22 protein-coding genes are annotated in these 22,425 nt (G+C 41.9%); 11 read left to right on the top strand and 11 right to left on the bottom strand.

Annotation, left to right across the window (positions count from 1 at the left end; all coding sequences use genetic code 11):
- Positions 1-13 precede the first annotated feature (13 nt).
- Positions 14-1,159: a DUF4925 domain-containing protein gene (locus IEY67_RS20090; protein WP_183672005.1), complete on the bottom strand. Its 1,146-nt coding sequence runs from the start codon at positions 1,157-1,159 to the stop codon at positions 14-16.
- A 375-nt stretch (positions 1,160-1,534) separates the two neighbouring features.
- On the opposite strand from IEY67_RS20090, the gene IEY67_RS20085 reads away from it, so the two are divergent.
- A complete protein-coding gene (locus tag IEY67_RS20085; RefSeq protein WP_183672004.1) occupies positions 1,535-2,776 on the top strand; it encodes a glycosyltransferase in 1,242 nt (413 codons plus the stop codon).
- On the opposite strand, the gene IEY67_RS20080 is transcribed toward IEY67_RS20085, so the two are convergent.
- Together IEY67_RS20080 and pdxB are read right to left on the bottom strand one after the other, a co-directional pair.
- Entirely contained in the window at positions 2,768-3,967 is a 1,200-nt protein-coding gene (locus IEY67_RS20080) for an MFS transporter (RefSeq protein WP_183672003.1), read from the bottom strand. The genes IEY67_RS20085 and IEY67_RS20080 overlap by 9 nt on opposite strands.
- A gap of 275 nt (positions 3,968-4,242) precedes the next feature.
- Positions 4,243-5,346 carry a 4-phosphoerythronate dehydrogenase PdxB gene (gene pdxB, locus IEY67_RS20075; protein ID WP_183672002.1) on the bottom strand — a complete coding sequence of 368 codons (1,104 nt, stop codon included), beginning with the start codon at positions 5,344-5,346 and terminating at the stop codon, positions 4,243-4,245.
- Positions 5,347-5,460: 114 nt separating this feature from the next.
- Between pdxB and IEY67_RS20070 the strand changes: the two genes are divergently transcribed.
- The 6 genes from IEY67_RS20070 to IEY67_RS20045 all read left to right on the top strand — a co-directional run bounded on the left by IEY67_RS20070 (position 5,461) and on the right by IEY67_RS20045 (position 10,400).
- The gene (locus IEY67_RS20070) at positions 5,461-6,558 is read left to right on the top strand and encodes a glycoside hydrolase family 43 protein (RefSeq protein WP_183672001.1); all 1,098 of its coding nucleotides are present in this window, start codon (positions 5,461-5,463) and stop codon (positions 6,556-6,558) included.
- Between the two features lie 64 nt (positions 6,559-6,622).
- Positions 6,623-7,228, top strand: coding sequence for a DUF4254 domain-containing protein (locus IEY67_RS20065; RefSeq protein ID WP_183672000.1), 606 nt, complete (start codon positions 6,623-6,625; stop codon positions 7,226-7,228).
- 7 nt (positions 7,229-7,235) lie between these two features.
- Positions 7,236-7,688 (top strand): DUF3990 domain-containing protein, encoded by a 453-nt coding sequence (locus IEY67_RS20060; RefSeq protein WP_229801145.1) that lies wholly within the window; start codon positions 7,236-7,238, stop codon positions 7,686-7,688.
- Complete coding sequence (locus tag IEY67_RS20055) at positions 7,685-8,158, top strand: hypothetical protein (protein ID WP_122353471.1); 474 nt, start codon at positions 7,685-7,687, stop codon at positions 8,156-8,158. The genes IEY67_RS20060 and IEY67_RS20055 overlap by 4 nt, the downstream gene beginning before the upstream one ends.
- Positions 8,159-8,161: 3 nt before the next feature.
- Positions 8,162-9,190, top strand: coding sequence for a glycosyltransferase family 9 protein (locus IEY67_RS20050; protein WP_183671998.1), 1,029 nt, complete (start codon positions 8,162-8,164; stop codon positions 9,188-9,190).
- Between the two features lie 25 nt (positions 9,191-9,215).
- Complete coding sequence (locus IEY67_RS20045; RefSeq protein ID WP_183671997.1) at positions 9,216-10,400, top strand: glycosyltransferase family 87 protein; 1,185 nt, start codon at positions 9,216-9,218, stop codon at positions 10,398-10,400.
- Positions 10,401-10,474: 74 nt separating this feature from the next.
- On the opposite strand, the gene IEY67_RS20040 is transcribed toward IEY67_RS20045, so the two are convergent.
- From IEY67_RS20040 to IEY67_RS20020, 5 genes are all read right to left on the bottom strand, one after another.
- A complete protein-coding gene (locus IEY67_RS20040) occupies positions 10,475-11,605 on the bottom strand; it encodes a glycosyltransferase family 4 protein (RefSeq protein WP_183671996.1) in 1,131 nt (376 codons plus the stop codon).
- A gap of 409 nt (positions 11,606-12,014) precedes the next feature.
- Positions 12,015-12,815 (bottom strand): polysaccharide deacetylase family protein, encoded by an 801-nt coding sequence (locus IEY67_RS20035; protein ID WP_183671993.1) that lies wholly within the window; start codon positions 12,813-12,815, stop codon positions 12,015-12,017.
- Complete coding sequence (locus tag IEY67_RS20030; RefSeq protein ID WP_229801144.1) at positions 12,796-13,524, bottom strand: glycosyltransferase; 729 nt, start codon at positions 13,522-13,524, stop codon at positions 12,796-12,798. The genes IEY67_RS20035 and IEY67_RS20030 overlap by 20 nt, the downstream gene beginning before the upstream one ends.
- Positions 13,525-13,716: 192 nt before the next feature.
- Positions 13,717-14,715, bottom strand: coding sequence for a polysaccharide deacetylase family protein (locus IEY67_RS20025; RefSeq protein ID WP_122376374.1), 999 nt, complete (start codon positions 14,713-14,715; stop codon positions 13,717-13,719).
- A complete protein-coding gene (locus IEY67_RS20020) occupies positions 14,712-15,467 on the bottom strand; it encodes a glycosyltransferase (RefSeq protein ID WP_122376375.1) in 756 nt (251 codons plus the stop codon). Before IEY67_RS20020 ends, IEY67_RS20025 begins: the two co-directional genes overlap by 4 nt.
- Positions 15,468-15,650: 183 nt before the next feature.
- Here IEY67_RS20020 and IEY67_RS20015 point away from each other — a divergent pair, with 183 nt between their 5' ends.
- The 3 genes from IEY67_RS20015 to IEY67_RS20005 are packed head-to-tail and all read left to right on the top strand — an operon-like array spanning position 15,651 to position 18,716.
- Positions 15,651-16,628 carry an SDR family oxidoreductase gene (locus tag IEY67_RS20015; RefSeq protein WP_183671991.1) on the top strand — a complete coding sequence of 326 codons (978 nt, stop codon included), beginning with the start codon at positions 15,651-15,653 and terminating at the stop codon, positions 16,626-16,628.
- 20 nt (positions 16,629-16,648) lie between these two features.
- Positions 16,649-17,938, top strand: coding sequence for a nucleotide sugar dehydrogenase (locus tag IEY67_RS20010; RefSeq protein ID WP_183671989.1), 1,290 nt, complete (start codon positions 16,649-16,651; stop codon positions 17,936-17,938).
- A gap of 10 nt (positions 17,939-17,948) precedes the next feature.
- The gene (locus IEY67_RS20005) at positions 17,949-18,716 is read left to right on the top strand and encodes a lipopolysaccharide kinase InaA family protein (RefSeq protein WP_183671984.1); all 768 of its coding nucleotides are present in this window, start codon (positions 17,949-17,951) and stop codon (positions 18,714-18,716) included.
- On the opposite strand, the gene IEY67_RS20000 is transcribed toward IEY67_RS20005, so the two are convergent.
- Together IEY67_RS20000 and IEY67_RS19995 are read right to left on the bottom strand one after the other, a co-directional pair.
- Positions 18,694-19,677: a glycosyltransferase family 4 protein gene (locus IEY67_RS20000; RefSeq protein WP_122353462.1), complete on the bottom strand. Its 984-nt coding sequence runs from the start codon at positions 19,675-19,677 to the stop codon at positions 18,694-18,696. The two genes, IEY67_RS20005 and IEY67_RS20000, sit on opposite strands and share 23 nt — an antisense overlap.
- Before the next feature lie 21 nt (positions 19,678-19,698).
- Positions 19,699-20,625, bottom strand: a complete 927-nt coding sequence (locus IEY67_RS19995; RefSeq protein WP_183671982.1) for a glycosyltransferase family 2 protein — start codon at positions 20,623-20,625, stop codon at positions 19,699-19,701.
- A 104-nt stretch (positions 20,626-20,729) separates the two neighbouring features.
- On the opposite strand from IEY67_RS19995, the gene IEY67_RS19990 reads away from it, so the two are divergent.
- Complete coding sequence (locus IEY67_RS19990) at positions 20,730-21,587, top strand: hypothetical protein (protein WP_183671981.1); 858 nt, start codon at positions 20,730-20,732, stop codon at positions 21,585-21,587.
- Between the two features lie 151 nt (positions 21,588-21,738).
- Here the strand turns inward: IEY67_RS19990 and IEY67_RS19985 are convergent, their stop codons facing one another.
- Positions 21,739-22,374, bottom strand: coding sequence for a ribonuclease H1 domain-containing protein (locus IEY67_RS19985; protein ID WP_183671979.1), 636 nt, complete (start codon positions 22,372-22,374; stop codon positions 21,739-21,741).
- Between the last annotated feature and the right edge of the window lie 51 nt (positions 22,375-22,425).

The following is a 22,425-nucleotide window of genomic DNA, read 5'->3' as shown; positions in this document are numbered from 1 at the left end:
TACTCTTTGTTTATTATTGTATATCCTTTTGTTTGCTCAACATCATGCCCATTTCCAGTGTTTTCGTCTGTTGCAGGCTGTTCGCCAGTATGTCGAGCAAAGGTCCTATCATCGATCCCAGTGAACCGCCGAGCATATCTTCCGGCAGCAGATCTTTTACCAGTGGTAATAAAGGGAGGAAGGCTTCTATCTCTTCCTTATCGATGAACAGGAATATGTCGCCTTTGTAAGCAATCAGGTTGCCCATATTATTGGATGGAGTTTCTGAGTTTTTACGGATATTCATCCGGATACCTGTCGTACTCCATTTGTTCAGTTGCTGGTAGACGGCAGCGATAACGGCAGCATCCAAGCCTCCGTCGGCTTTGGTCTTGTTTTGCTCGATCTGGTAGAGGATCATATCGATATTGGGGACGATATAAAGCCCCGAATCGTCTTTTACATAATAAGATGCCAGATTGATCGGAGAGGAGATCCATTCGCTGTCCTGTCTGTTTGGGGGAAGTTGGATGAGGTCGCCGATCGCCTTGCCTTCCGGCATGGTGGCATAACGGGCCGTGATATTACCGTCCGGATTGAAAGTGACTTCATTGATAAACCAACAGATCAGATTCCCGACAATAGGTTCCAGCATGGGAGCAAACTGTGCTAAGAGGGCATTATCGGTCACCAGATGAAATGCACAGCGCATCAAGGTATATTCTCCCAGCACCGGATACCAGTTGCCGTTTGAAGTCAGTTGGTTGGTAGCAACTTTCACATCGGTCAGAGCCAAAGTCATTTTACTTTTTTCGACAGAACCGGTATAGGAAAAAGAGGTCCCGTTTGTTCCTGTCCCGTTTCCGGAAAAAGAATAACCGTTGCTTCCGGCCGAAATAGCCACGTTTTCAAGCAGAGTCGTGGTTTCTCCGGGGAGAATACCATGTAAAGTGATGTTAGCCGTGTTGTCATTGGTCATTTTAAAGGAGACGTCCTTACCGATGAACTCACGTCCACTGTAAGTCAGGGTCAATGTGTTGCCGCCTTCAGGTGCGCTCAACTTGTTGGAATAGATTCCGCTCATTCCGGAACCATCGGAATCATCATTGTCATCGCAGGCAAACAACAAGGTGGCCACGCAGATGGCATAAAGAAAATTGCGCAATAAATACTTGTTCATTTACTTTTCTTTTTATTGTTTATTTGATGTTACAAAGTACTGATATAACTTTGTACCAAACAATAGCTATATTTCAGAATCAATATTCCATTATTAAGAATTGACTTTTATAGGGTATAATAACTGTCTGTATATGAATATGTGCCAAAGAAAGATTATTAATAATAGAATATCGAATGTGAAAAATAGACATTGACGGATATGTTTATATATGCGTTCTTTGTTCTCATTATGTTAATGAGTCTATTATTAGGATTTTTAGCCTTTCTGGTCCGGATGCTTTTTAAGCGGAAGGCCGCAGGTAAAAAGGTGAGTGAGGCCTGTGAAGTAAAAGAACAGTGCCCGGAAAAAACTGCATGTAAAAATATAGAGTAAATGAGAATACTGCTTGTAACAAGAGGATCACAAGGTGACGTGTTGCCCTATCTGGCAGTGGCACGCGAGTTGGTCGGACGAGGCCATGAGGTAACAATGAATGTTCCCCTGGTTTTTGAGGAAATGGTCAGAAAATATCCTGTAAAAGTCGTTTTGCAGGATTTCGACAATATCGGCGGAATGATGGCCGATGCTGCCGAGAATAAACAGAGCTTTAAGAGGATCGTGGAATGGACGCGCGATGCGATCGACAAACAGTTTGTGCAGGTGATCCCGCTTCTTGAACAGAACGATGTCCTGGTAGCAGCCAATACGGAGTTTGCCGCGACCGGCATTGCAGAATATTGTAAAAAGCCTTTTGTCCGTACGGCTTTTGCTCCTTTCCTGCCCGGCACGAAGATGCCGCCTCCTGCTTTTCCGTACCCGAAGCCTAATCCGGTCATTACGCCGAAACTGCTTTGGCTGATGATGAACAAGGTATCCAACTATATGGTGAAAGATACGATCAATAAGAACCGGGCGAAGTATGGTCTGGCTCCGATCGCTAATTTCGGCCTGGATGCAGCGAAGAATAGTGATAATTTTCTGTTGTACAGCCGTTATCTGGGACATACCGATCCCGTGTGGGACGAACGTTTTCGCTGGAATATCGGTGGATATTGTTTCAATGATACGTTTGAATATGATGAAGAGGCGTATCAGGAACTGATGGCGTTTATCCAAAGAGACCGGACACCGGTCATCTTCTTTACGCTGGGCAGTTGTACTTCGAACGACCGGGAGCGTTTCTGCGGCATGCTGGCACGTATCAGTGACCGGAAAAAATACCGGCTGGTTGTCGGTTCAGGCTGGGCGAAGACAGGGGAAACTTTACAGGGAAGCGAACAATTGTTCCTGATGAAGAAACCGATTCCCCATCATCTGATTTTTCCGCATTGCGATGCCGTTATCCACCACGGGGGAAGCGGTACGACACATAGCGTAGCGCGTGCGGGTGTTCCCCAGCTGATTACTCCTTTATTGCTCGACCAGCCTTATTGGGCGTATCGGGTCCAGGTGCTGGGATTAGGTCCGGAACGGGTGAAGATCGCTAAAGTTTCCGAGAATGAACTGGAACGTAAAATAGCGGACCTGGTCGGTAATCCGGATTATAAAAAGAATGCCGCCACGGTAAGCGGGCAGATCAAAAGCGAGAACGGCATCGGAAACTTGTGTGACTATATCGAGCGGTTATTACCGTAATTTATTCCTGTTGAAATGTGGTCCTGCTTTGATAATGAAAAAGAAGGTAGACAATACCGTCAGGCAGGCCCCGAACAGATAGGCATAATTAAAACCGCCGAACTCCTGTGCAATGCTTCCGCCTATCATCAATCCGATACCGATACCTACGTCCCAGCTGGTCAGATAGGTGGAGGTCGCTGTCCCGCGCTGACTGTTGGGGGCCAGATTCACGAACAGGGTATTGAATGCCGGGAACATCGTACCGAAGGCTACTCCTTGTGATAATGCTATACCTATATATAAATAGGAAGTAAATACCGGATTCCATTTCATCAATGTCTCCAGGGAAGCCAGGGCGAAGAAACTGGCACAAGCCAGATACATCCCCAATGTAATGACCAGCGTGATACGTCCTTTATCTACCTGCCGTCCGGAGAACAGCCGCGATATGGCCAGGCCTATCGCCATAAAGGTAAAGTAAAGCCCTGAATTGACGGAAATCCCTATTTCATCCGCATACATGGCAACATATGTAGTCGTCATCCCGTAGGGAATAGATAACATTAACAAAGAGATGCCTGCCCAGCCCCCTTTTACCAGAAAGAAGCGGTCGAGCGAGATCGGTTCTTTCTTTACCGGTTGCTTGTAAGGAGTCTTCACCAGATAAGCCATGATAAACCCCAGGAAACAGGAAGCCAGTGAACAGCCGAAGATCACTTCATAGCTGAAACTGGCATGCATGAACAACCCGATCATCGGTCCGAAACTCATGGCCAGGTTATTCGCCATCCCATAATAACCGATCCCTTCGCCGCGTCGGGAAGAAGGAAGGATATCGATCACGATCGTATTACCCGAAACTGTTACCATCCCGAAAGCGAACCCATGCAGGATGCGCAGCACGATGAATATACTCAGCAGGCTTGCAACCATATATCCGGCAAAAATGACCATGAATACGGCATAAGCTACCAGATACAACGGGCGGCGCGCAAACGTATCCAACAGATATCCAGAGAAGGGGCGGATACAAAGACAGGCTATCGTGTAGCAGGACAGGATGAACCCGATCATCGACTTGTCCGTCATAAACCGTTCCTGCAAGTAGAATGGCAGGATCGGCAGTATCAGGTAGAAGGCAAAAAACAGCAGGAAATTTGCCATCAATATATAACAAAAGCCGGGTGATAATAATTTGTCTTTCGCCATTGCTGTGAGTCGTTGGATTTATTATTGTTTTTTATATAAATAAGATGCTGATCTCCAGTACCTTTTATCATTATGTTTTGTATATTGGATGCGGTACTGTTCAGCGGCCGATAATTGTCAGCCGTTCGGTTGATGATTATGAGCCAATCGGCCGATAACTATGAGCCGATCGGTTGACGGTTATCAACCGTTGATTACCCGCCGTACTAATTCAATTTAGTCGGCATGCTTTTTCAAAACAGGTCGCATCCTTTTCCCATTTTCTTTACGAAGGCTTATTTGAAACCTAACTTATCGAATAGCGACCGCTCTTCCGCGGTTGCATTTTTTATCGTGTAGGCGGTAAACTCCCGCGGGTGATTGTAATTAGACCGGAACCATTCGAATTTATCAGGTGTTTCCCGTAATGCCTTGTCTACGGCAAGCGGATCGAAACTTCTGAAGATCGCATGTTCGATACGATGCTCCGTAACATTGTCCAGGTCGATCACCGGATCGGCAGGAACGGGAGGGACGACCTCCTTCATTTTTTCTATCTTCAGTCCGAAGAAGCGTTCGATATTTTCCAGGCAGGTGCGGGTCCCGTTGGCTTTACCGTCGGCAGAGAATCCGGCAATATGGGGAGTGGCTATGGTTGCCAGACTTATTAATTCACGGTCGATTGCCGGTTCGTTTTCCCAGCAATCGATCACTGCTTCGCTTATTTTTCCTGATTTCAGGGCATTCATTAGCGCCGGAGTATCGTGTACCGCTCCTCTCGAAGCGTTTACGAACCAAGGCTTTTTCCGTGTTTGGTTGAAAAAGGCTTCGCTTGCCAGATGGCGGGTGGCAAAACGCCCTTCTTTTGTCAGTGGCGTATGGAAAGAGATAATATCCGCTTCTTCTGCAATCGTATCCAACGAAACGAATCCTGCCTCTCCTTCCTTTTCTGCCCGTGGCGGGTCATTACGTAAAACGTGCATGCCATATGATGCGCAGAGTTTTTCCAGTTCTTTACCTACATGGCCTACGCCGACTATTCCGATCGTTTTCCCCTCTAATGGTTCGTTTCTGCGGAGACCGATGGTGATCAGCGAAGATAAAACATATTGGGCGACCGAAACGGCATTGCATCCCGGGGCGTTTTTCCAGGTAATACCTGCTTCATCACAATACTTTATGTCGATATGGTCGAAACCGATGGTTGCTGTCGTGATCAGCCTGACGCGGCTTCCTTCCAACAGTTCACGGGTACATTTGTCGATGCTTCGTACGATCAGGGCGTCGGCATCATGAATGGTTGAAGGAGTGAACTCGTTTGAGTTGAGGTATTTTACATCTGCGATCGGTTCGGCAACCCCTTTCAGGTACGGGACCGTGTTATCAGCTACTATTTTCATTTTCTTGCCTTTTACTACTGGCAAAGATAGAGATTATTTGCGGAAGTGGAGATAAAAACGTAATTTGCACGCTTTAAATATCATGAAAGACTAATGTGTATAAAAAACTGGAAAATGAAGCATCTGTTGTTGTGTGTATTATGCTTGCTGGCCATTGTTTGCATTCCTGTATACGGCCAGGGGAAGTATACGAATCCGCTGCCTGTAAAGTTCGGTGACCCTTATGTATTGTTGGCTTCCGACGGGCGTTATTATATGTATGGCACGGGCGCAGGGGCCGTGGATGGTTTCTGTGCTTATTCTTCGGATAATCTGATAGACTGGAAACCGGAAGGACAGGTTTACCGGGGTAATATGGCCGGTTCGTGGGCTACAGCCAACTTCTGGGCGCCGGAAGTGTATGAACGGAAAGGGAAGTTTTATATGTTTTTCAGTGCCGATTGGAAGGAGAACCCGACTAATGAGTTGGAGAATTTCAGAATCGGCATTGCTGTTTCGGATAAACCGACCGGTCCGTTCAGGGAGATGAGCGACCGCCCTCTTTTTGACCCCGGCTATCCTGTTATCGACGGTAATCTGCTGCAAGATTCCGACGGACGTCTTTACTTATATTATTCCCGTTGCTGTTACAAGCATCCGGTAGAGAGTGAAGTGGCTTCATGGGCACGTGAGAAAGGTATGTTCAACGAAATAGAGGAAAGCTGGATTTACGGTGTCGAGCTGCAACCTGATTTAAGCGGCATCATCGGCGAACCCGTGTTGATCCTACGCCCGCCTGTTACCAATGAAGACCCGCAGGCCGAATGGGAGAGCCGTTCTGTAACGACTGGCGAAGTGAACCGCCGATGGACGGAGGGTTCATATATATTTAAGAAAGGCGATATCTATTATATGATGTATTCTGCGAATTATTTCGGAGGAAAGAATTATGCTGTCGGCTATGCGACTTCTAAAAATCCCCTCGGTCCTTTTGTTAAATCGGCAAACAACCCGGTACTGGAGAAGAATGTTGAAAAAGGCGGGATTGTAACGGGTACGGGCCATAACAGTGTGACTTATTCGAAAGACGGAAAGCAGATGTATTGTGTGTATCACGGACGTACGCAGAATACAGGTGAAGAGCGTGTCGTTTTTATCGATAAGATGGGAGTGGACGAAAAGGGCAACTTGTATGTGGAAGGTCCGAATACCACTCTTCAGGAAATTCATTGATAGATTATCAGAAAAGATTTTCTACCTTTGTCAACAGTATTTACAGAAAGCAAAACGATTATTTATGAATTTCAGCGAACAGTGTTACCGGATATTTGAACAGGCTACGAAAGCGTATCATGTTTCTGATGATGTGGATGCAACCATGCATAATCCTTATGAGGTAAAAAGTATCGAGTTTTATCTTTATTTGAAAAACTGGATTGATGCGGTGCAATGGCATCTGGAAGATATCATCCGTAATCCGGCGATCGACCCGGTCGAGGCAATAGCGATCAAGCGCCGTATAGATAAATCTAATCAGGACCGTACCGATCTGGTGGAACTGATCGATAGTTTCTTTCTGGATAAATACAAGGATGTAAAGGTCTTGCCGGATGCAACGATCAATACGGAGAGTCCGGCATGGGCGGTAGACCGTTTGTCTATCCTGACACTCAAGATCTACCATATGAATGAAGAGGTGAACCGCCCTGATGCGACTCCCGAACACAAAGTCAAATGTGAAGAAAAACTGAAGGTGCTGCTGGAACAGAAGACAGACCTTTCAACGGCATTGGATCAGTTGCTGACCGATATCAAAGAAGGCCGCAAGTACATGAAGGTGTACAAACAGATGAAAATGTATAATGATCCGGCTTTGAATCCTGTATTATACGGTAAAAAATAAAATGGCAATGAAAGTATATCATGGTAGCAATATGGTAATAGAATATCCGAAGGTACAAACTACCGGTTTCTTTAAAGATTTCGGTTTCGGATTTTACTGTACGGTGTTGGAAAAGCAAGCCCAACGGTGGGCAGCTAATAAAACTCCGGCTCATATTGTTAATGTATACGAATATAAGGAAATTGCCGGGTTACAAATTCTCCGTTTTAAAGAGTTGACGGATGAATGGCTCGATTTCATAGCCTCTTGTCGTAAAGGAGTCCCACATACCTATGACTTGGTGGAGGGACCGATGGCAGATGATTCGGTTTGGAATTATGTAGAAGATTTTCTTTCCGGATCGATCAGTCGTGAAGCATTCTGGGCATTGGCTAAATTTAAATATCCGACTCATCAGATTGTATTTTGTTCTGATAGGGCGATAGAGTCGTTAACCTATGAAAAGAGTTACGAGTTATGAAGAATGTATTCTTTCCGGATGAAGAAATAACGCAGGATGATGTGTTTTATGTTTGTAGCCTGATCGAACGTATAGCACGGCATTTGAAGCAGCCGAATCGGTATGTCGTAAATTGTATGGGAAAACGGGGTATTGCTGAAAAACTATCCTTGGCAAATGTTATGCATAGTGAAAATCAGCAGGCTGTCGTTGAACGGTTGATTCAGGAATATCGAATGCAGGCTGGCAGTTTTGATGTGACGAATGTTAATCCTGATTTAGTCAGCCATATCCCGGGTGAACAGGACATGGGAAAAGTGTATATGCGTCTGATCCTGTCCACTCTTTATTCGTGGGAAGATTATGCTGATGCGATCTTACGCATCTATAACGATAAGATATGTCGTACGATAGACAATTATAACGGGAGTGCTTATTATGAGCCTTCCTATTATTTAACCCGCTGTTATTATAGCGGAACATTCAATTAATAGATGGCAAAAATACTTGTTATACGACTTTCAGCTATAGGCGATGTCGCTATGACGGTTCCGGTGATTTACTCTGCCGCCAAAGCGAATCCGCAGGATACGTTTACTGTTCTTACGCAGGCATTCCTGATACCGGTCTTCATGAACCGACCGGCGAATGTGGACGTGATAGGCATCAATACGAAGGCTGCGGAAAAGACATTGCGCGGACTGCTCCGGTTTGCTTCTGCCTTGGTTAAGTTTGAGTATGATATGGTACTGGATCTGCATAATGTGATCCGTACGATCATAATCCGCAGCCTGTTCCGGATGAAAGGGAAAAAGGTTTATGTTGTAGACAAGGCCAGAAAGGAGCGTAAACGCCTTACTGACCGCAACCATAAGGATTTAAAGCCTTTGCGTCCGGTGATCGAGCGTTATGCCGATGTATTCCGGGCTGCCGGACTGAATTATACGGAATCATTTACTTCCCTTTATGAATCGCATCCCGCCGACCTTTCGGCTATGGAAGCGGTGGCAGGTACGAAAAAAGGCAAATGGATCGGGATTGCCCCCTTCGCCAAACATCGTGGAAAGATTTATCCGGTGGACGATATGGAACAAGTGGTCGCCCGTCTCTCTGAAAATGAAGATTATACGATCTTTCTGCTGGGAGGACGCGGTTACGAGGAGGCTGTCCTTGAACAATGGGCGTTCCAGTATCCGCGTGTGAAAAGTCTTGTCGGACGTTATTCGCTGGATAACGAACTGGCCCTGATCAGTCAGCTGGATGTATTGCTTTGCATGGATTCCGCGAATATGCATTTCGCTTCCCTTGTCGGAACGAAGGTAATATCCGTTTGGGGAGCGACTCACCCGTATGCGGGTTTCTATGGTTATCATCAGAACCCTAAAAATGCGGTCCAGTTGGATCTTCCCTGCCGTCCCTGTTCCGTATTCGGACAGAAGCCCTGTTTTCGGGGGGATTGGGCATGCATGACACAGATAACACCGGAAATGGTAATTGCGAAGGTAGATGGCCTGCTCAAATAAGTTTTTGTCGTAATATTAGAAATATATGAAACTAGTAGAAAAATGTAAATCGTTCGTAAATGCACCTTTATGGAAAGAAGAAAAGTCACTTTGGTGGGTGTGGATATTGACCGGTGTTGTTTATGCTCTGATTAAATTTTTCATAGGTAAATATAACAATTATAAGATATTTAAATATGTTTTTCCGCACAGCATAGAAGGGTTGACTATTTATGGGGAATATCCGGCAGAATATTATGATTCCAATCAGTATGGAATTTTGTTCAGCGCCCTGATTGCTCCATTCTCGGTATTGCCGGACTGGCTGGGATTAGTGTTATGGATTACTGCTAACACGGCGTTTCTCTTTTATGCGATTAAACAACTACCTCTTTCCACTTCGCAGAAAATTTTCATATATTGGTTCTCATATATAGAATTGATGACTGCACAGGGAGTACAACAATTCAATATTTCTGTAGCAGCCTTTATTATTCTCGCTTTTGTTTTTATAGAGAAGAAAAAAGATTTTTGGGCTGCTTGTGTGATTATGCTCGGCACTTTAACTAAAATCTATCCGATTGTCGGATTGGCTTTTTTCTTTTTTTCCAAACAAAAAGGAAAACTTATTATCTCAGGGATTTTCTGGGGTGCATTATTCTTGGTTTTTCCGGCTTTATATACTCCGGGATTCGATTATGTGATTTCGCAGTATTATGAGTGGGTTGCACAATTACAGTTGAAGAATGGCTTGAATTTGTTTGCTGAAGCACAAAATATCTCTTTGCTGGGAGTTGTCCGTAAATTATCAGGATCGGAGGTTTATAGCGACCTGTGGCTGATCGTTCCGGGACTGGTACTTTTCTTTATCCCTTATCTGCGGATATCTCAATATAAATATCTATCCTTTCGCATGATGTTACTGGCTAATGTCTTGCTGTTTGTTGTATTGTTCAGTACGGGTACTGAAGCGAGCGGGTATATCATTGCTATGATCGGAGTTGCCCTATGGTATATCTGTAGTCCTTCGGAACATAAAAAATATAATTACTGGTTGCTGGTGATCACGTTGGTCGTCGTGGGGTTGTCGACAACCGAATTAGTACCTCGTGTGGTTCGGGCAGGCTTTATCAGACCGTATGCGTTGAAGGCATGGCCTGTGATTGTCGTTTGGTTGACTGTTTGTTATGAAATGATATTTTTGAATTTTTCCAGAAAACCGCTAAATTAGGCAAAAATCTTTTTGGAAAGATTTGCTATCACTGTTTTGGAGACTTTCCATAAAATATTAAAATCGATCTGAATTCAGATTATTTTCTGATAAACGTTCATTATGTCCTGAGCTATAGCTTGGTCCAGAAAACGTTTGGCGTACTCTTTTCCGGCTGTTCGCATGTGCTCTGCCTGCGAAGGGGTGGTGAGAATCCAGTTTATTTTTTCGTTTAGACCATTTACGTCTTCTGGGTTTATATACAGAGAATCAGGCCCTCCTGCTTCTTCAAGGCATGAACCTGTAGCGGCAATAACGGGTGTGCCGGAGTTTAAGGCCTCTAAAATCGGAATTCCGAATCCTTCAAAAAATGAAGGGTATATGAAAAGCGAGGCCAGTTGATAAAATGCCGGAAGGTCATCGAATGATACATTGTTCAATATAGTGACTTGTTCCTGCATATTATTTTCTCGGATGTATTGTTCCACTGTTTCTGTATAGGGAGTTCTTCTGCCTATTGCGATTAGACGGATATCTTTCCCTGATTGTTTGAGTGCTTTTACGATAAGCAACAAGTTTTTCCGTTGTTCGATGCTTCCTACATTCAGAATGAAATGTTCGGGCAGGTTATATTTGTTTTTTACTTCAGATAGTTTGTTGGACTCTGCCTGTTGTAGGAATGAAACATCGCATCCTTGGTAAACTACATCGATCTTCTCTTCCGGAACTTTGTATATCCGGATGATATCTTGTTTGGTCATTTCACTGACAGCAACAATCTTGTCGGCAAGTAGACAGGCTTTCCTGAATTTGAAATTATAAATGTTTCTGTCTATAGTTTTATAAAACTGTGGATAGCGGATAAAAATCAGATCGTGTATCGTTACAACTGAAGGGATGCCGGCTTTCGATAATCCGAATGGGAGTTCGTTACTTAAGCCGTGAAACAAGGCCGGCTTTTCTTTCTTCAGGTCGCCGATAATACCACAGGATCGCCACCAGGCTTTACCTAAGGAACCTAATATCTCATTTTCCAGATAGTGGAATATCACATTTTCTTGCTCCGGAATAAGTGCCCGCAGATGTTTTTTCCCTTTATCCGGAGAATATAGATGGTAACTGTTTTCGGGGTAACTGTTAATCAATGAATTAACAATGAAACGGCTGTAATTCCCTAACCCGGTTGCATTGTGGGTGATTCGTTTTGCATCAAATGCGAGTTTCATGCTTTGCTACTTTTGAAAATGTTATATATTCGGATACGGGTAATGACAAAATATGTTTGAGTAGGAATCTGTGTTTTTCAAAGCCTTTGTATATTTGATTGATACCACTAAGAATAGTTTTTTCCAATGTCTTATCACTATTGTATGTCACAGTGATAATAGTGAAGTCCACAATCTCTTCCATGTGTATGTTATTATGTTACCAGTAACAATTAATAAGTGATCATCAAAGATACTAATAATCTTTTTAATAATAAATATTTTCTATGTAATTATAATAAGGATCTAATTATACAGGAAATATGTTTTTTTTGCGACCGAAGTCCAGTCAATAGTTGACATTCCTTCTTTTAAAAAGTATCCTCTTTATCCGGGTTTTCATAGAAATTGGAATGCTGGTGATTACTTTTTATTCAGACTTTTGTTCTTTGGCTTGAATATGCTGTTTAAATTCTTTGCAAGTGGCAAAAGAGCATTTTTTCTTTAGTAAAAAGGAAATCAAGTCGTCAAGTCGCCTGACCATTCCTTCTCCTGAATGGTTGGTCATAATAAACGGTAATTTCCATTCTTCTTTGTGGGCCTTCAGATTGGTAAATTCCCAAGGATGGAAATAGGTGATGGCGTATCCATCATGTTTTAATGTTCGATAAAACAGCCAGCGGTAAACTTTAGCAGGTAGATTATGATAAGTCAACCAAAACAACGAGAGGCGGAAAGCCGGAGTAACGGACGCCGGGAGCTGCAATACTTTTTCTTTATAAAAATATGTGCGTGGTTTATCCAGATGGTTGTATCTTCCAGGAATGAAAGTCGGATTCAAAGATGAATTGTATGTATAACCGGCGTTTTTAATATCCTTCTCATCGACCGGCATCATGCGTGCCATGCGGAAACCCTCTACTGGTTGTCCGGTCAGTTGTTCAAGAAATTCGCGGGAACGTTGCAGGTCGGTTTTCTCAAATGAAGAATGATAATATCCGTGTGAAGCGATCTCATGTCCACCCTGCAGTATATTCTGAATAATTTCAGGAGCATGGGTTGCAAAATTAGCTGTGCAGAAGAAGGTCGCATGTACCTGATATTTGTCCAGACAGGCTAATATTTTTCTGGTGCCTTCGATAGAAACCGCCATCTGTTGTTCGAATGGCAAATCTATTCCATGTTCTTGAGGAACATCAAATTCTTCAATATCAAAACTGAGTAAGATCATTTGTGAATAAAATTGAAAGAAAGTTTGCCATTTCACGCTTTAATACATTGAAACCCATATCAGATACGGTTAATCCGTCTCTGATACGTGATTGTACGGCTTGTATGTTTATTTTTTTCTGTTGTCCTTTATATATAAATTCGGTATCGAACAGGAAACTGTTAACTTTTGTTGATAAAAAAACCGTTTTTCCAGTCTGGTTGAATCCTTTCAATCCTCCCTGTGTATCGCGTATTTTTAAGCGGAGAAAAATAGCATTGCATAGATGGGATGATTCAGAAAGGAACCGGCGGAAGGGTGGCAGGTTTTTCTGATAGCTCCTGTCTCTTGTTGCGACAACTATATCGGCTCCTTTGAGTAGGCTATTGATTACTTCTCTAAAAGAGTCGTCGGTATAAGGAAAGTCGTAGTCTGTATATATGATATATTCAGACAGGGTCTGTTGTACCGCTTTGCGTAATGCGTATCCTTTTCCTCTGTTAGGGCGATAATCGATTATCTGAATTCCGGGGATTGCCTGTTCCAGCGCGGCAACGGTTTCCGGTTCATATCCGCGTTTTGACCCGTCACTTACAATAAACAAGTGGAAATCTATGGGACTAAATAAGGATTGTATCTCTTTGAATTTCCCTATAACCTTTTGTTCCCATCTTGGCGGTGGATTGTAACATGGTAGAATAATATCTATCTCAGTTCTGTCATTCATCATCTTCTTTGTCAACATATAGGTAAACAGCCTTGCTTGTAAATATCAGGTACAAAGATATGACAATTAATTCTTTGTATTTGTATTTAAACTAATTTGTACGCATCTTGACAGATCTTAGCAGTATTGGTTTATGTTCGCGACCCGGTATCTGGTGATCGGTTTTGATATCATACAACTCTATCGAGACTTGATTTAAAATTTTAGTTTTGGTTTAAGTGCTAACTTTATTATGAAGTCCTCTATTTCAAAGCGAGCTGCATAACGTGGCATGAGGTATGGGTTGTTGTTGTTCAACAACCGATCGTTTTCAGTGGTAAAAGCCAGTCTGTATTTGGCTTCAGCTACAGCTTTAAGAGCGTGGTCGGAAACATCTCCTTCGTGTACGATGCCATTAGGGTAGGCCATATAATGACAGGCCTTATTCGTTCTCTCTTCAATCAGTCGCTTGCTTTCTATTAATTGCCAACGAGTTTGTTCGTATGTTTGATAGTTATTACAAATAAAGTGATCCATGCAATGGGCTCCGATTGTACAGGAATATTTTGTTTGTAATATTCTTACTTCTTCCCAGTTAAGTGGCGCATCAGCTGAATGTAAATGACAAAGTTCCTGGTAAGTCTCAGGAGATACATTGTTAATTAGTTGCTGACAAATTTCATTAATTAGTTCTATATTTGAATGCTTTAATGTATGACTGATGAACCCAAACACCTTAGTTCTTTGTTGTTCGTTTAATAAGGGCGATTTGAATTTTATACATTCGATGTCAATATTGTTTAGCATTGGCGCTGTAATAATAGCTCGTGCAATGAATGTCGGGAATCTGTTTCCACTCTCTATATGACCGGCAGATACAAAAACAGTAAACGGAAGGTTAAATGATTGTAGGATTGGGGCGGCTACTGTCAGGTTATTTTTATATCCGTCATCGAAAGTTATCACTACTTCTTTATTTGAGAATTTCTTTTCTTGGAATCGTTGGTAATACTCATCTATGCAGATGACCTCATATTGTTGGGATATGAATTTAAGTTCTTGCTCAAATATATCTGGGGCAATGTGAAGCGAAGGAAATTGGTTTACATGATCTACGCCGTGGTAAAAGATAACACGGGGAGTTCGATTTATTGTACGGAGCAGTTTATCTATCCCGAATCGAATTAGATTATGTTTTAGTTTCCTATTTTTCATTCTATCCAATTTTCTTCTTTTTTTTCGTATTCGAAATTTAGAAATAACCGACTGTGGGCATAAAATGGATTTTTGCCCTTCAATAGCTTCATTTTCTTTTCCATCAGGTCTAAATTGGTAGAGGTATCTCGAATCAGGCTATGGTATGAGTTTTCCCTGTCGATTGTATTTGAAATGATTTTTTTGAAGCGGGTAAAGTATTTGAGTTTATTGCCGATAATTTCTTGAAAATGGCGAAACATGACATCTTCATATCCATAGTTGCCACAAAATTCTTCATCATATCCTAAAGTAGAGAAAAAGATGGCTTTTGAGGTATAGAATATATTGCATGGAGATTGCAGCGAATGTCCGGTAGTGTCTACCCGTTTAAATTTGTATAAGCTCTTTTGAGGTATTTTACTATCGAGTATCTGAGCTAGTAATTTTTCAGGGAAGAAATGATCGCAATCTGAAAGGATTATTTTCGGACTGATAGCACATGTTACTCCCAGGTTCCTTGCCCCTCCTTGGTTCCAACGTATGTCGCTTTTTATTCGATAGAGTTGGTAATTGACGTGGATGTGATTGGGGATTTTTACTTCAATAGGTGAACAATCATCCACAATAACAAATTGGATACGTCGTAGTATATCAGGATGTATTTTTGAATAAGCCTCCAGTAAGTCTGTTAAGACTTTTGTATCTTTTTGATTAAAAAAAACTGGCATTATATAGCTTAATTCAATTTTTGTCTGTTGTATTGGTATCATTTTTTCTTAAATTACCTCTTATCCTTGATTGGAAAGTCTGAGTTTATAGTAACAGTGTTTTACAAAACTAGATAAAGTTTTGAAACATTCCAATTAATTGAAATGATATTCCCTAAAAACAATGGAATATATTATCTTTGTTCCCTCTAGACTGCTTCTCTATAACTGGCAGTTTTTATAGGTATGGAAAAGAAATCAATTGTTTTGGTAACAGGTGGAGCCGGCTTTATCGGTTCGAACTTATGTGAGTTTTTACTGGATGAAGGTTATCAGGTTGTTTGCCTGGATAATTTCTCTACAGGGAAACCGGAAAATATTCAGCAACATTTTACAAATCCCTCTTTTCGATTGGTAGTAGGCGATATACGGAACCCGGAGGATTGCCGGAAAGCAGTGGAAGGTGTCGACTATGTGTTGCATGAAGCGGCTCTGGGATCGGTTCCTCGGTCCATTAAAGATCCGGTTACTACAAATGCTGTAAATATCAGTGGTTTCTTGAATATGCTGGTAGCAGCCCGTGATGCAGGGGTTAAACGTTTTGTTTACGCTGCAAGTTCTTCTACGTATGGTGATTCTGCATCATTGCCAAAGGTGGAAGAGGTTATAGGAAAACCGCTGTCACCCTATGCCGTGACTAAATATGTAAATGAATTATATGCGGATGTATTTTCCAAAACCTATGGAATCGAATGCATCGGATTGCGATATTTTAATGTGTTCGGACGAAGACAGGACCCGAATGGAGCTTATGCTGCCGTTATTCCTCTTTTTGTGAAACAACTGATCGATCATCAATCGCCTGTGATCAATGGAGACGGTGAATATTCCAGGGATTTTACCTATATTGAAAATGTAATCCTGATGAATAAGCTGGCATTGACCACTCAGAACAAAGAGGCTGTAAATACGGTATATAATACGGCTTTCGGTGAGCGGACCACCTTGAATCAGTTGGTTGGTTATCTGCAGGAATATTTGAGTGAGTTTGATCCGGAAATAGCGAAAGTAGAAATTAAACATGGCCCGAATCGTTTGGGAGATATTCCACATTCGCTGGCCTCTATCGATAAAGCTAAAAGATTGTTGGGATATCAGCCTTCTTTCAATATGAGAGACGGCTTGAAGGAAGCTGTTCGTTGGTATTGGCAAAATCTGAAGTAATCAGCAGAAAGGAAGAAATTATGGGAAATATAAAAATAGCAGTTATCGGATTGGGTTATGTCGGTTTACCGCTGGCACGTTTGTTTGCTACCAAATATCCGGTGATCGGTTTTGATGCGAAAGAGAGCAGAGTCGTTGAGCTAATGTCCGGTCATGATTCGACGTTGGAAGTGGATGACACTATACTGCAATCGGTGCTTGTAAATGATTTGCAAAGTATGACCGGGAACGGGCTGTATTGTTCCAGTAAACTGGAAGATATTGCGTCCTGTAATTTTTATATCGTATGTGTGCCGACCCCGGTCGACCGTCATCATAGTCCTGACCTGACACCTTTGTATAGAGCCAGTGAGACTGTAGGAAAGGTGATCGGTAAAGGTGATATAGTCGTGTTTGAATCGACTGTTTATCCAGGTGTGACGGAAGACGAATGCGTACCGGTTATAGAGAAAATATCCGGTCTGAGGTTCAACGAAGATTTCTTTGCCGGTTATTCTCCCGAACGTATCAATCCGGGTGACAAAGAACATACTGTCGAGAAAATAAAAAAGGTAACTTCCGGTTCTACTCCGGATATAGCAGTCGTGATCGATGATGTTTATCGTTCCGTTATTACGGCAGGAACTTTTTGTGCCTCCAGTATAAAGGTGGCAGAGGCAGCTAAGGTGATAGAAAATTCACAACGTGATATCAATATTGCTTTTGTGAATGAACTATCGAAAATATTCAATCTGATTGGTATCGATACCAGTGAAGTCCTGGCTGCTGCTGCGACAAAATGGAATTTTCTACCTTTTAAACCAGGTCTTGTCGGTGGTCATTGCATTGGTGTCGATCCTTATTATTTGGCGCAGAAAGCCCAGGATTACGGATATCATCCGGAGATCATACTGGCTGGCCGTCGTATGAATGACAGTATGGGAGAATATATTGCCAATCAGGTAGTCAAGGCTATGATCCGGAAGGATATACCGGTACGTAATGCCGAAGTGCTGGTATTGGGGATTACCTTTAAAGAAAACTGCCCCGATGTACGCAATACTAAAGTGTTTGATGTTGTGAAAGCGCTTCAGGATTACGATATCCGGGTTACTGTATACGATCCCTGGGCAAAACCGGAAGATGTACGACGGGAGTATGGTTTGGAAGTAATGAATACTTTACCCGGTAAAAAATTCGGTGCGGTTGTCCTGGCTGTGGCACATAAAGAGTTTATGAATCTGGATATTCATTCTTTGATACAGGAGAATGGTGTGGTTTATGATGTAAAAGGTTGCATCGACCCGAAATTGGTAGACGATCGTTTATAAGGGGAAAAATATGGAGTATCAGATTAATCCGAAGTATGCCTATTTGGAAAAAGAGATATTGTCTGTCCCTATACGCTTTGACAAGGAAGGAGAATTGATCTATAAGGGACGAAATATACTTAAGGTATTAAATATAGGAGGGATACGTATGTGTATTAAATCCTTTAAATATCCCCATATCATCAATAAAGTGGCTTACACCTATTTCCGGAAGTCGAAGGCTGAACGTTCCTATCTGTATGCTAATCGGTTTGTTGAACTGGGCATTGGGACGCCTGAACCGGTCGCTTATATTCTTTTCCGGGACAAGGTGGGATTGACATATAGTTATTACATCTCTCTGCAATTGGATGATGTATCTACTCTGCGCGGACTATTTTTGCTACCGAAAGAAGAGCAGATAGAGGCTTTCCGGGCTTTTACTCGCTTTACTTATGATTTTCAACAGAAAGGGGTCTATTTTATTGATCATTCTTTAGGTAATACATTAGTTAAAAAAGATGATGATGGAGTATACCATTTCTGGTTGGTTGACCTCAATCGTACGCAGTTTGAAGTTGTTTCTTCCTGGAAAGGATTAAAAAATCTCTCAATGCTGGAACTACCGGAGTTTTTATTGCAGACTATCGGTGAAGAATATGCATTGCTCAACCATGAGGATAAGGAGGAAATGGTGAAAAGATTGATCCTCCTTACAAAAGCTCATAACGAGCATGTAAAGAGGAAAAGTTTTATTCGGAATACACGTCGGATGATCAAACGTCGTTTGTTTTCATAAGGTACTCCTGTATCCGTAAAGCCAGCTGATGCCAGTCAAATTTCTGTACATGTTTATAAGCATTTTGTCCGAGGCGAGTACGTAATGCTTCATCTTCAATCAGTTTTTTTATTTTTCGACGGAACAGGAATACATATCGTTTGGTAAGTAGACCGGTTTCATTATCGATCAGTAAATCCTTTGTGCCAGCTTGGGTTGCAATTACCGGTAGCCCACAAGCCATAGCTTCGCAGACTGTGTTTGACCAGCCGGCATGACGTTCTGCTGCTACGAACAAATCCCCCCGGTTGAATAATTCACTGTTCTTTTCAAAAGGATGATTTTGTATGAATTCAAAAGGGACAGTAGTTGAAAAGTTATCTATCAACTGTTGGGCTTTTTCGTTGACTGCCGTATCAAATAGCAGCAAACGAATGTTATATCCTTTCTTGTAGAGTTTCTCGCATGCTTTGATAATATATTTGGTACCTTTCACTCGTTCAACCAAACGTCCATATGCGACAATACAGAAAGGACGGCCTTTTACTGTGTAGCTTGTTTTCGAACTATAATTAGCAGTGTTTACCCCTCCCAAAGCCTTGAATGCTTCAATACTGTATTTCTTTTTATCGTGTAGATAAATATTAGTAGAGCAAGCAAATATCTCAATGTTCTTCTGTTTTAAGATTGGACGGAGATTTTCAGTGATCCGGACATGGTAGAATATTCTGCGTTTTGTGTTCGCATTGATCAGCTCATTTAGAAACTTCGTTTCAGTAGTGAACAAGGCATCGATTTCATCTTTTTGTAAATCGGCAAAAGTTTTCGTCTCTCCTTTGAAATCATACCAGTCGGGTGACTTTCCTTCGATGGTATAAACAGTAAAGCTGTGTCCGAGTTCAATGAAAATATTTCCTAATTCCAGAAAACGTTTTACACCTCCGTATAATTTTGTATGGGGTAAAATAACTCCTAGATTCATGTTTGTATAGTTAATTATATTTTATTTCCACAGTTTTTTAGCATGCCCGTTGTCTTTAAAAGCGGAAAGTGCTTTTTTCAGGCGACTACGGAAAATATCTTTTTGAAGTGATATTATATGGGGCTTCCCTACCAATTTTGGTTCAAAAGGTTCACCTCGGCGTAAAATATTCCGTATGAAAGATGCGGAAGTAATACCCCATTTAGAAAGGAATTGCTGACTTCCATTGTTTTTCTTTACCCGACCGGTTGAAACCGATTCGAAATGATAGACACGACTTGCGGACAATCCTTTGAATAACCGGATACCAGCCATCCATAATTTAGCTGAAAAATCAGGGTCACTGTACATACCCGGTGAAAATTCAATACTGTAACCGCCGACCAGGTCCCAGATATCTTTGTGTACAACATTGGGTGGCCAGGTAGAGCCAAACCAATCAGAGTGTGGTAAAAGTTGATATTTATCCAGCAATTCCTGTTCCTTAAATGTCTCTACGTTTTCTCCGAAATTGGCAGGAGCTATCACGCTTTTACAAAAGAAAGGACGAGGTTGGATCAAAGTAGCCGAAAGAAAGAATTTGTTATCTGGAAGTTGCTGTATTTCTTCCCATAGAAACTTGTCCCAATCGGGACACACGTACATATCATCATTCATATAAAGAATGTAGTCGGTTTTGACTTTGGCTCGTAATGAGTTTAATGCCCAACAAACTCCGACATTTTCTTTATTATGTATATATTCGTAATTTTGTGTCTCTAACCAATCGGTAGTGCCGTCGGACCCTTCGTTGACATAAATCAGTATTTGATGCCTGTAAGTTGAGTTCTTTTCAATACTTTTCAAGCATAGTTTCAGATAGGCAAGATTGTTCCAGGTTGGAATAAGGATTGAAAAGAGTTGATCGTTTGGAGCCATAGATTCATGTACATAAGTTATTTCCTTCATTTCTGTTCACAAAGATAGGACATTTATCTTGAATCATATTTGAAAATATATTGTACTTTTGTTCATTTGATAAAAAGATATGATAATTTGAGGAAAATATATAGATGAGAACAAACGTATTTTTCTGGTTCCTTTTTTTTAGTTTATGTGTATGTATACCTGGTCATGCCGATGATTGGCGGGATAAAACACCTTTGTTGAAATATGCTCCCCGATATTTTGGACCGAATGCATTCCCATTTCCTGAGTTGATGGGGGGGAAACTTCCTTCACGATGGGAGGTGGAATTGAGAGGTGAATATCATAAAATGACGGGTGATAAAACGAAAGATGTTTTTGCCCGTTTGTATATTCCAATAGCGAAAGGACGTGCAGGTGTATCGCTTTACGGAGTGATACAGGAATGGTATGAAACATCGCCGGAGGTTCGGGATGAGCGTAATGCGGTGGATGTGAAATCTCCGATTCCCTGTCATGGCGATTTTATACTAACCTGCCATTATCAGGTACTGAGCAGCGAGAAATGGGTGGATATTGTAGCAAATGCAACATTGAGAACAGCCAGTGGTGGCCGTCTGTGCGATGCCCGTTACACTGATGCAGCAGCTTACTGGTTCGACTGTAATATCGGACGTACGTTATGGCAGGATCCGGAAACAGCAGCTTCGATCCGTGTGCAGGGGATGGCAGGTTTTTACTGTTGGATGACGAATGACCTGGTGCATCGTCAAAATGATGCTTTCACATATGCGATCGGGGCACAGGCTACTTTTCGTGGTTTTACTCTGAATTGCGACTATACAGGTATAAAGGGTTATAGAGGTGACGGGGATAAGCCGATGATTCTTCGTACAAAGTTGAATTATGAGATCAAGAAAAATATAATCTCTTTCGGTTACAAACATGGCATACAAGATTGTCTGTACGACAGTTTTTCGTTGGCCTATATTCGCTGTTTTTGATAAAATAATAAAAATAAATAACTAATAGTTAATATTTTATCTCATAGGAAGATTTTTTATTTAACTTTGTTACGACTGTAACTGTTACAGCCGTAACAAAGTCGTAGAAAGATGAAGTTTTATATATGTAGGGGCAAGAATAACCCCTATATTATTTCCTCCCGAAGTCGGCCGGAATTTCACCCCATTCGGCTGTTTCCCATTTTAATATGGTAGTTGTATATGTGTTTGTATTCAGCCATTTCTCAGCTCGTTCGATCAGGTCGAAGATCTGTTCATTGACTGGTTCGCGTTCCAGCAATGTTTTGCATTTTTTCTTTTTTACCCAACTGATTGCATTACGACTGTCAGAATAAATAGGAAGGTTACTTCCTTTCTGCTTTAACAGGGCCAGACCATGTACGAGCGCAAGGAATTCACCCACATTGTTTGTTCCTTTCTTGAGAGGACCGATATGAAAGATTTCCTGCCCGGTTGCTGTATAGACACCCCGGTATTCCATATCCCCCGGGTTACCGCTGCAGGCAGCATCGACGGCGAGACTCTCATTGATCGGTTTCCCGACAGGAGCTTTCGGTGCCAGATTGGCGGCAGCTTTGGCTGACGAAGCGGCTTTCAGGTAATGAGTATATCCCTTCTCGAAAGCTTCGACGGCTTCTTCGCGAGTCTCGAACGATTTGTATTTTGCGCCTTCCTGCCCTTCTACCTGCATTTTGCACTCCACCCAGTTGTCGTAAACACCCGGGTTTAGTCCTTTCCAAACTACGTAATATTTATTTTTCGCCATCTCTGTTTTCTTCGGATATGAATTGCAAAGGTAATATTTTGTTACTTTTCT

The sequence above is a fragment of the Parabacteroides faecis genome, from assembly GCF_014647375.1.
In the GTDB taxonomy this organism is placed as follows: Bacteria; Bacteroidota; Bacteroidia; order Bacteroidales; family Tannerellaceae; genus Parabacteroides; species Parabacteroides faecis.
This window is presented reverse-complemented; position numbering and strand designations above follow the sequence as displayed.

Coding starts and splice junctions, on each gene's coding strand:
- IEY67_RS20090 (WP_183672005.1), bottom strand. CDS start 1,159: ATGAACAAGTATTTATTGCGCAATTTTCTTTATGCCATCTGCGTGGCC.
- IEY67_RS20085 (WP_183672004.1), top strand. CDS start 1,535: ATGAGAATACTGCTTGTAACAAGAGGATCACAAGGTGACGTGTTGCCC.
- IEY67_RS20080 (WP_183672003.1), bottom strand. CDS start 3,967: ATGGCGAAAGACAAATTATTATCACCCGGCTTTTGTTATATATTGATG.
- pdxB (WP_183672002.1), bottom strand. CDS start 5,346: ATGAAAATAGTAGCTGATAACACGGTCCCGTACCTGAAAGGGGTTGCC.
- IEY67_RS20070 (WP_183672001.1), top strand. CDS start 5,461: ATGAAGCATCTGTTGTTGTGTGTATTATGCTTGCTGGCCATTGTTTGC.
- IEY67_RS20065 (WP_183672000.1), top strand. CDS start 6,623: ATGAATTTCAGCGAACAGTGTTACCGGATATTTGAACAGGCTACGAAA.
- IEY67_RS20060 (WP_229801145.1), top strand. CDS start 7,236: ATGAAAGTATATCATGGTAGCAATATGGTAATAGAATATCCGAAGGTA.
- IEY67_RS20055 (WP_122353471.1), top strand. CDS start 7,685: ATGAAGAATGTATTCTTTCCGGATGAAGAAATAACGCAGGATGATGTG.
- IEY67_RS20050 (WP_183671998.1), top strand. CDS start 8,162: ATGGCAAAAATACTTGTTATACGACTTTCAGCTATAGGCGATGTCGCT.
- IEY67_RS20045 (WP_183671997.1), top strand. CDS start 9,216: ATGAAACTAGTAGAAAAATGTAAATCGTTCGTAAATGCACCTTTATGG.
- IEY67_RS20040 (WP_183671996.1), bottom strand. CDS start 11,605: ATGAAACTCGCATTTGATGCAAAACGAATCACCCACAATGCAACCGGG.
- IEY67_RS20035 (WP_183671993.1), bottom strand. CDS start 12,815: ATGATCTTACTCAGTTTTGATATTGAAGAATTTGATGTTCCTCAAGAA.
- IEY67_RS20030 (WP_229801144.1), bottom strand. CDS start 13,524: ATGATGAATGACAGAACTGAGATAGATATTATTCTACCATGTTACAAT.
- IEY67_RS20025 (WP_122376374.1), bottom strand. CDS start 14,715: ATGAAAAATAGGAAACTAAAACATAATCTAATTCGATTCGGGATAGAT.
- IEY67_RS20020 (WP_122376375.1), bottom strand. CDS start 15,467: ATGATACCAATACAACAGACAAAAATTGAATTAAGCTATATAATGCCA.
- IEY67_RS20015 (WP_183671991.1), top strand. CDS start 15,651: ATGGAAAAGAAATCAATTGTTTTGGTAACAGGTGGAGCCGGCTTTATC.
- IEY67_RS20010 (WP_183671989.1), top strand. CDS start 16,649: ATGGGAAATATAAAAATAGCAGTTATCGGATTGGGTTATGTCGGTTTA.
- IEY67_RS20005 (WP_183671984.1), top strand. CDS start 17,949: ATGGAGTATCAGATTAATCCGAAGTATGCCTATTTGGAAAAAGAGATA.
- IEY67_RS20000 (WP_122353462.1), bottom strand. CDS start 19,677: ATGAATCTAGGAGTTATTTTACCCCATACAAAATTATACGGAGGTGTA.
- IEY67_RS19995 (WP_183671982.1), bottom strand. CDS start 20,625: ATGAAGGAAATAACTTATGTACATGAATCTATGGCTCCAAACGATCAA.
- IEY67_RS19990 (WP_183671981.1), top strand. CDS start 20,730: ATGAGAACAAACGTATTTTTCTGGTTCCTTTTTTTTAGTTTATGTGTA.
- IEY67_RS19985 (WP_183671979.1), bottom strand. CDS start 22,374: ATGGCGAAAAATAAATATTACGTAGTTTGGAAAGGACTAAACCCGGGT.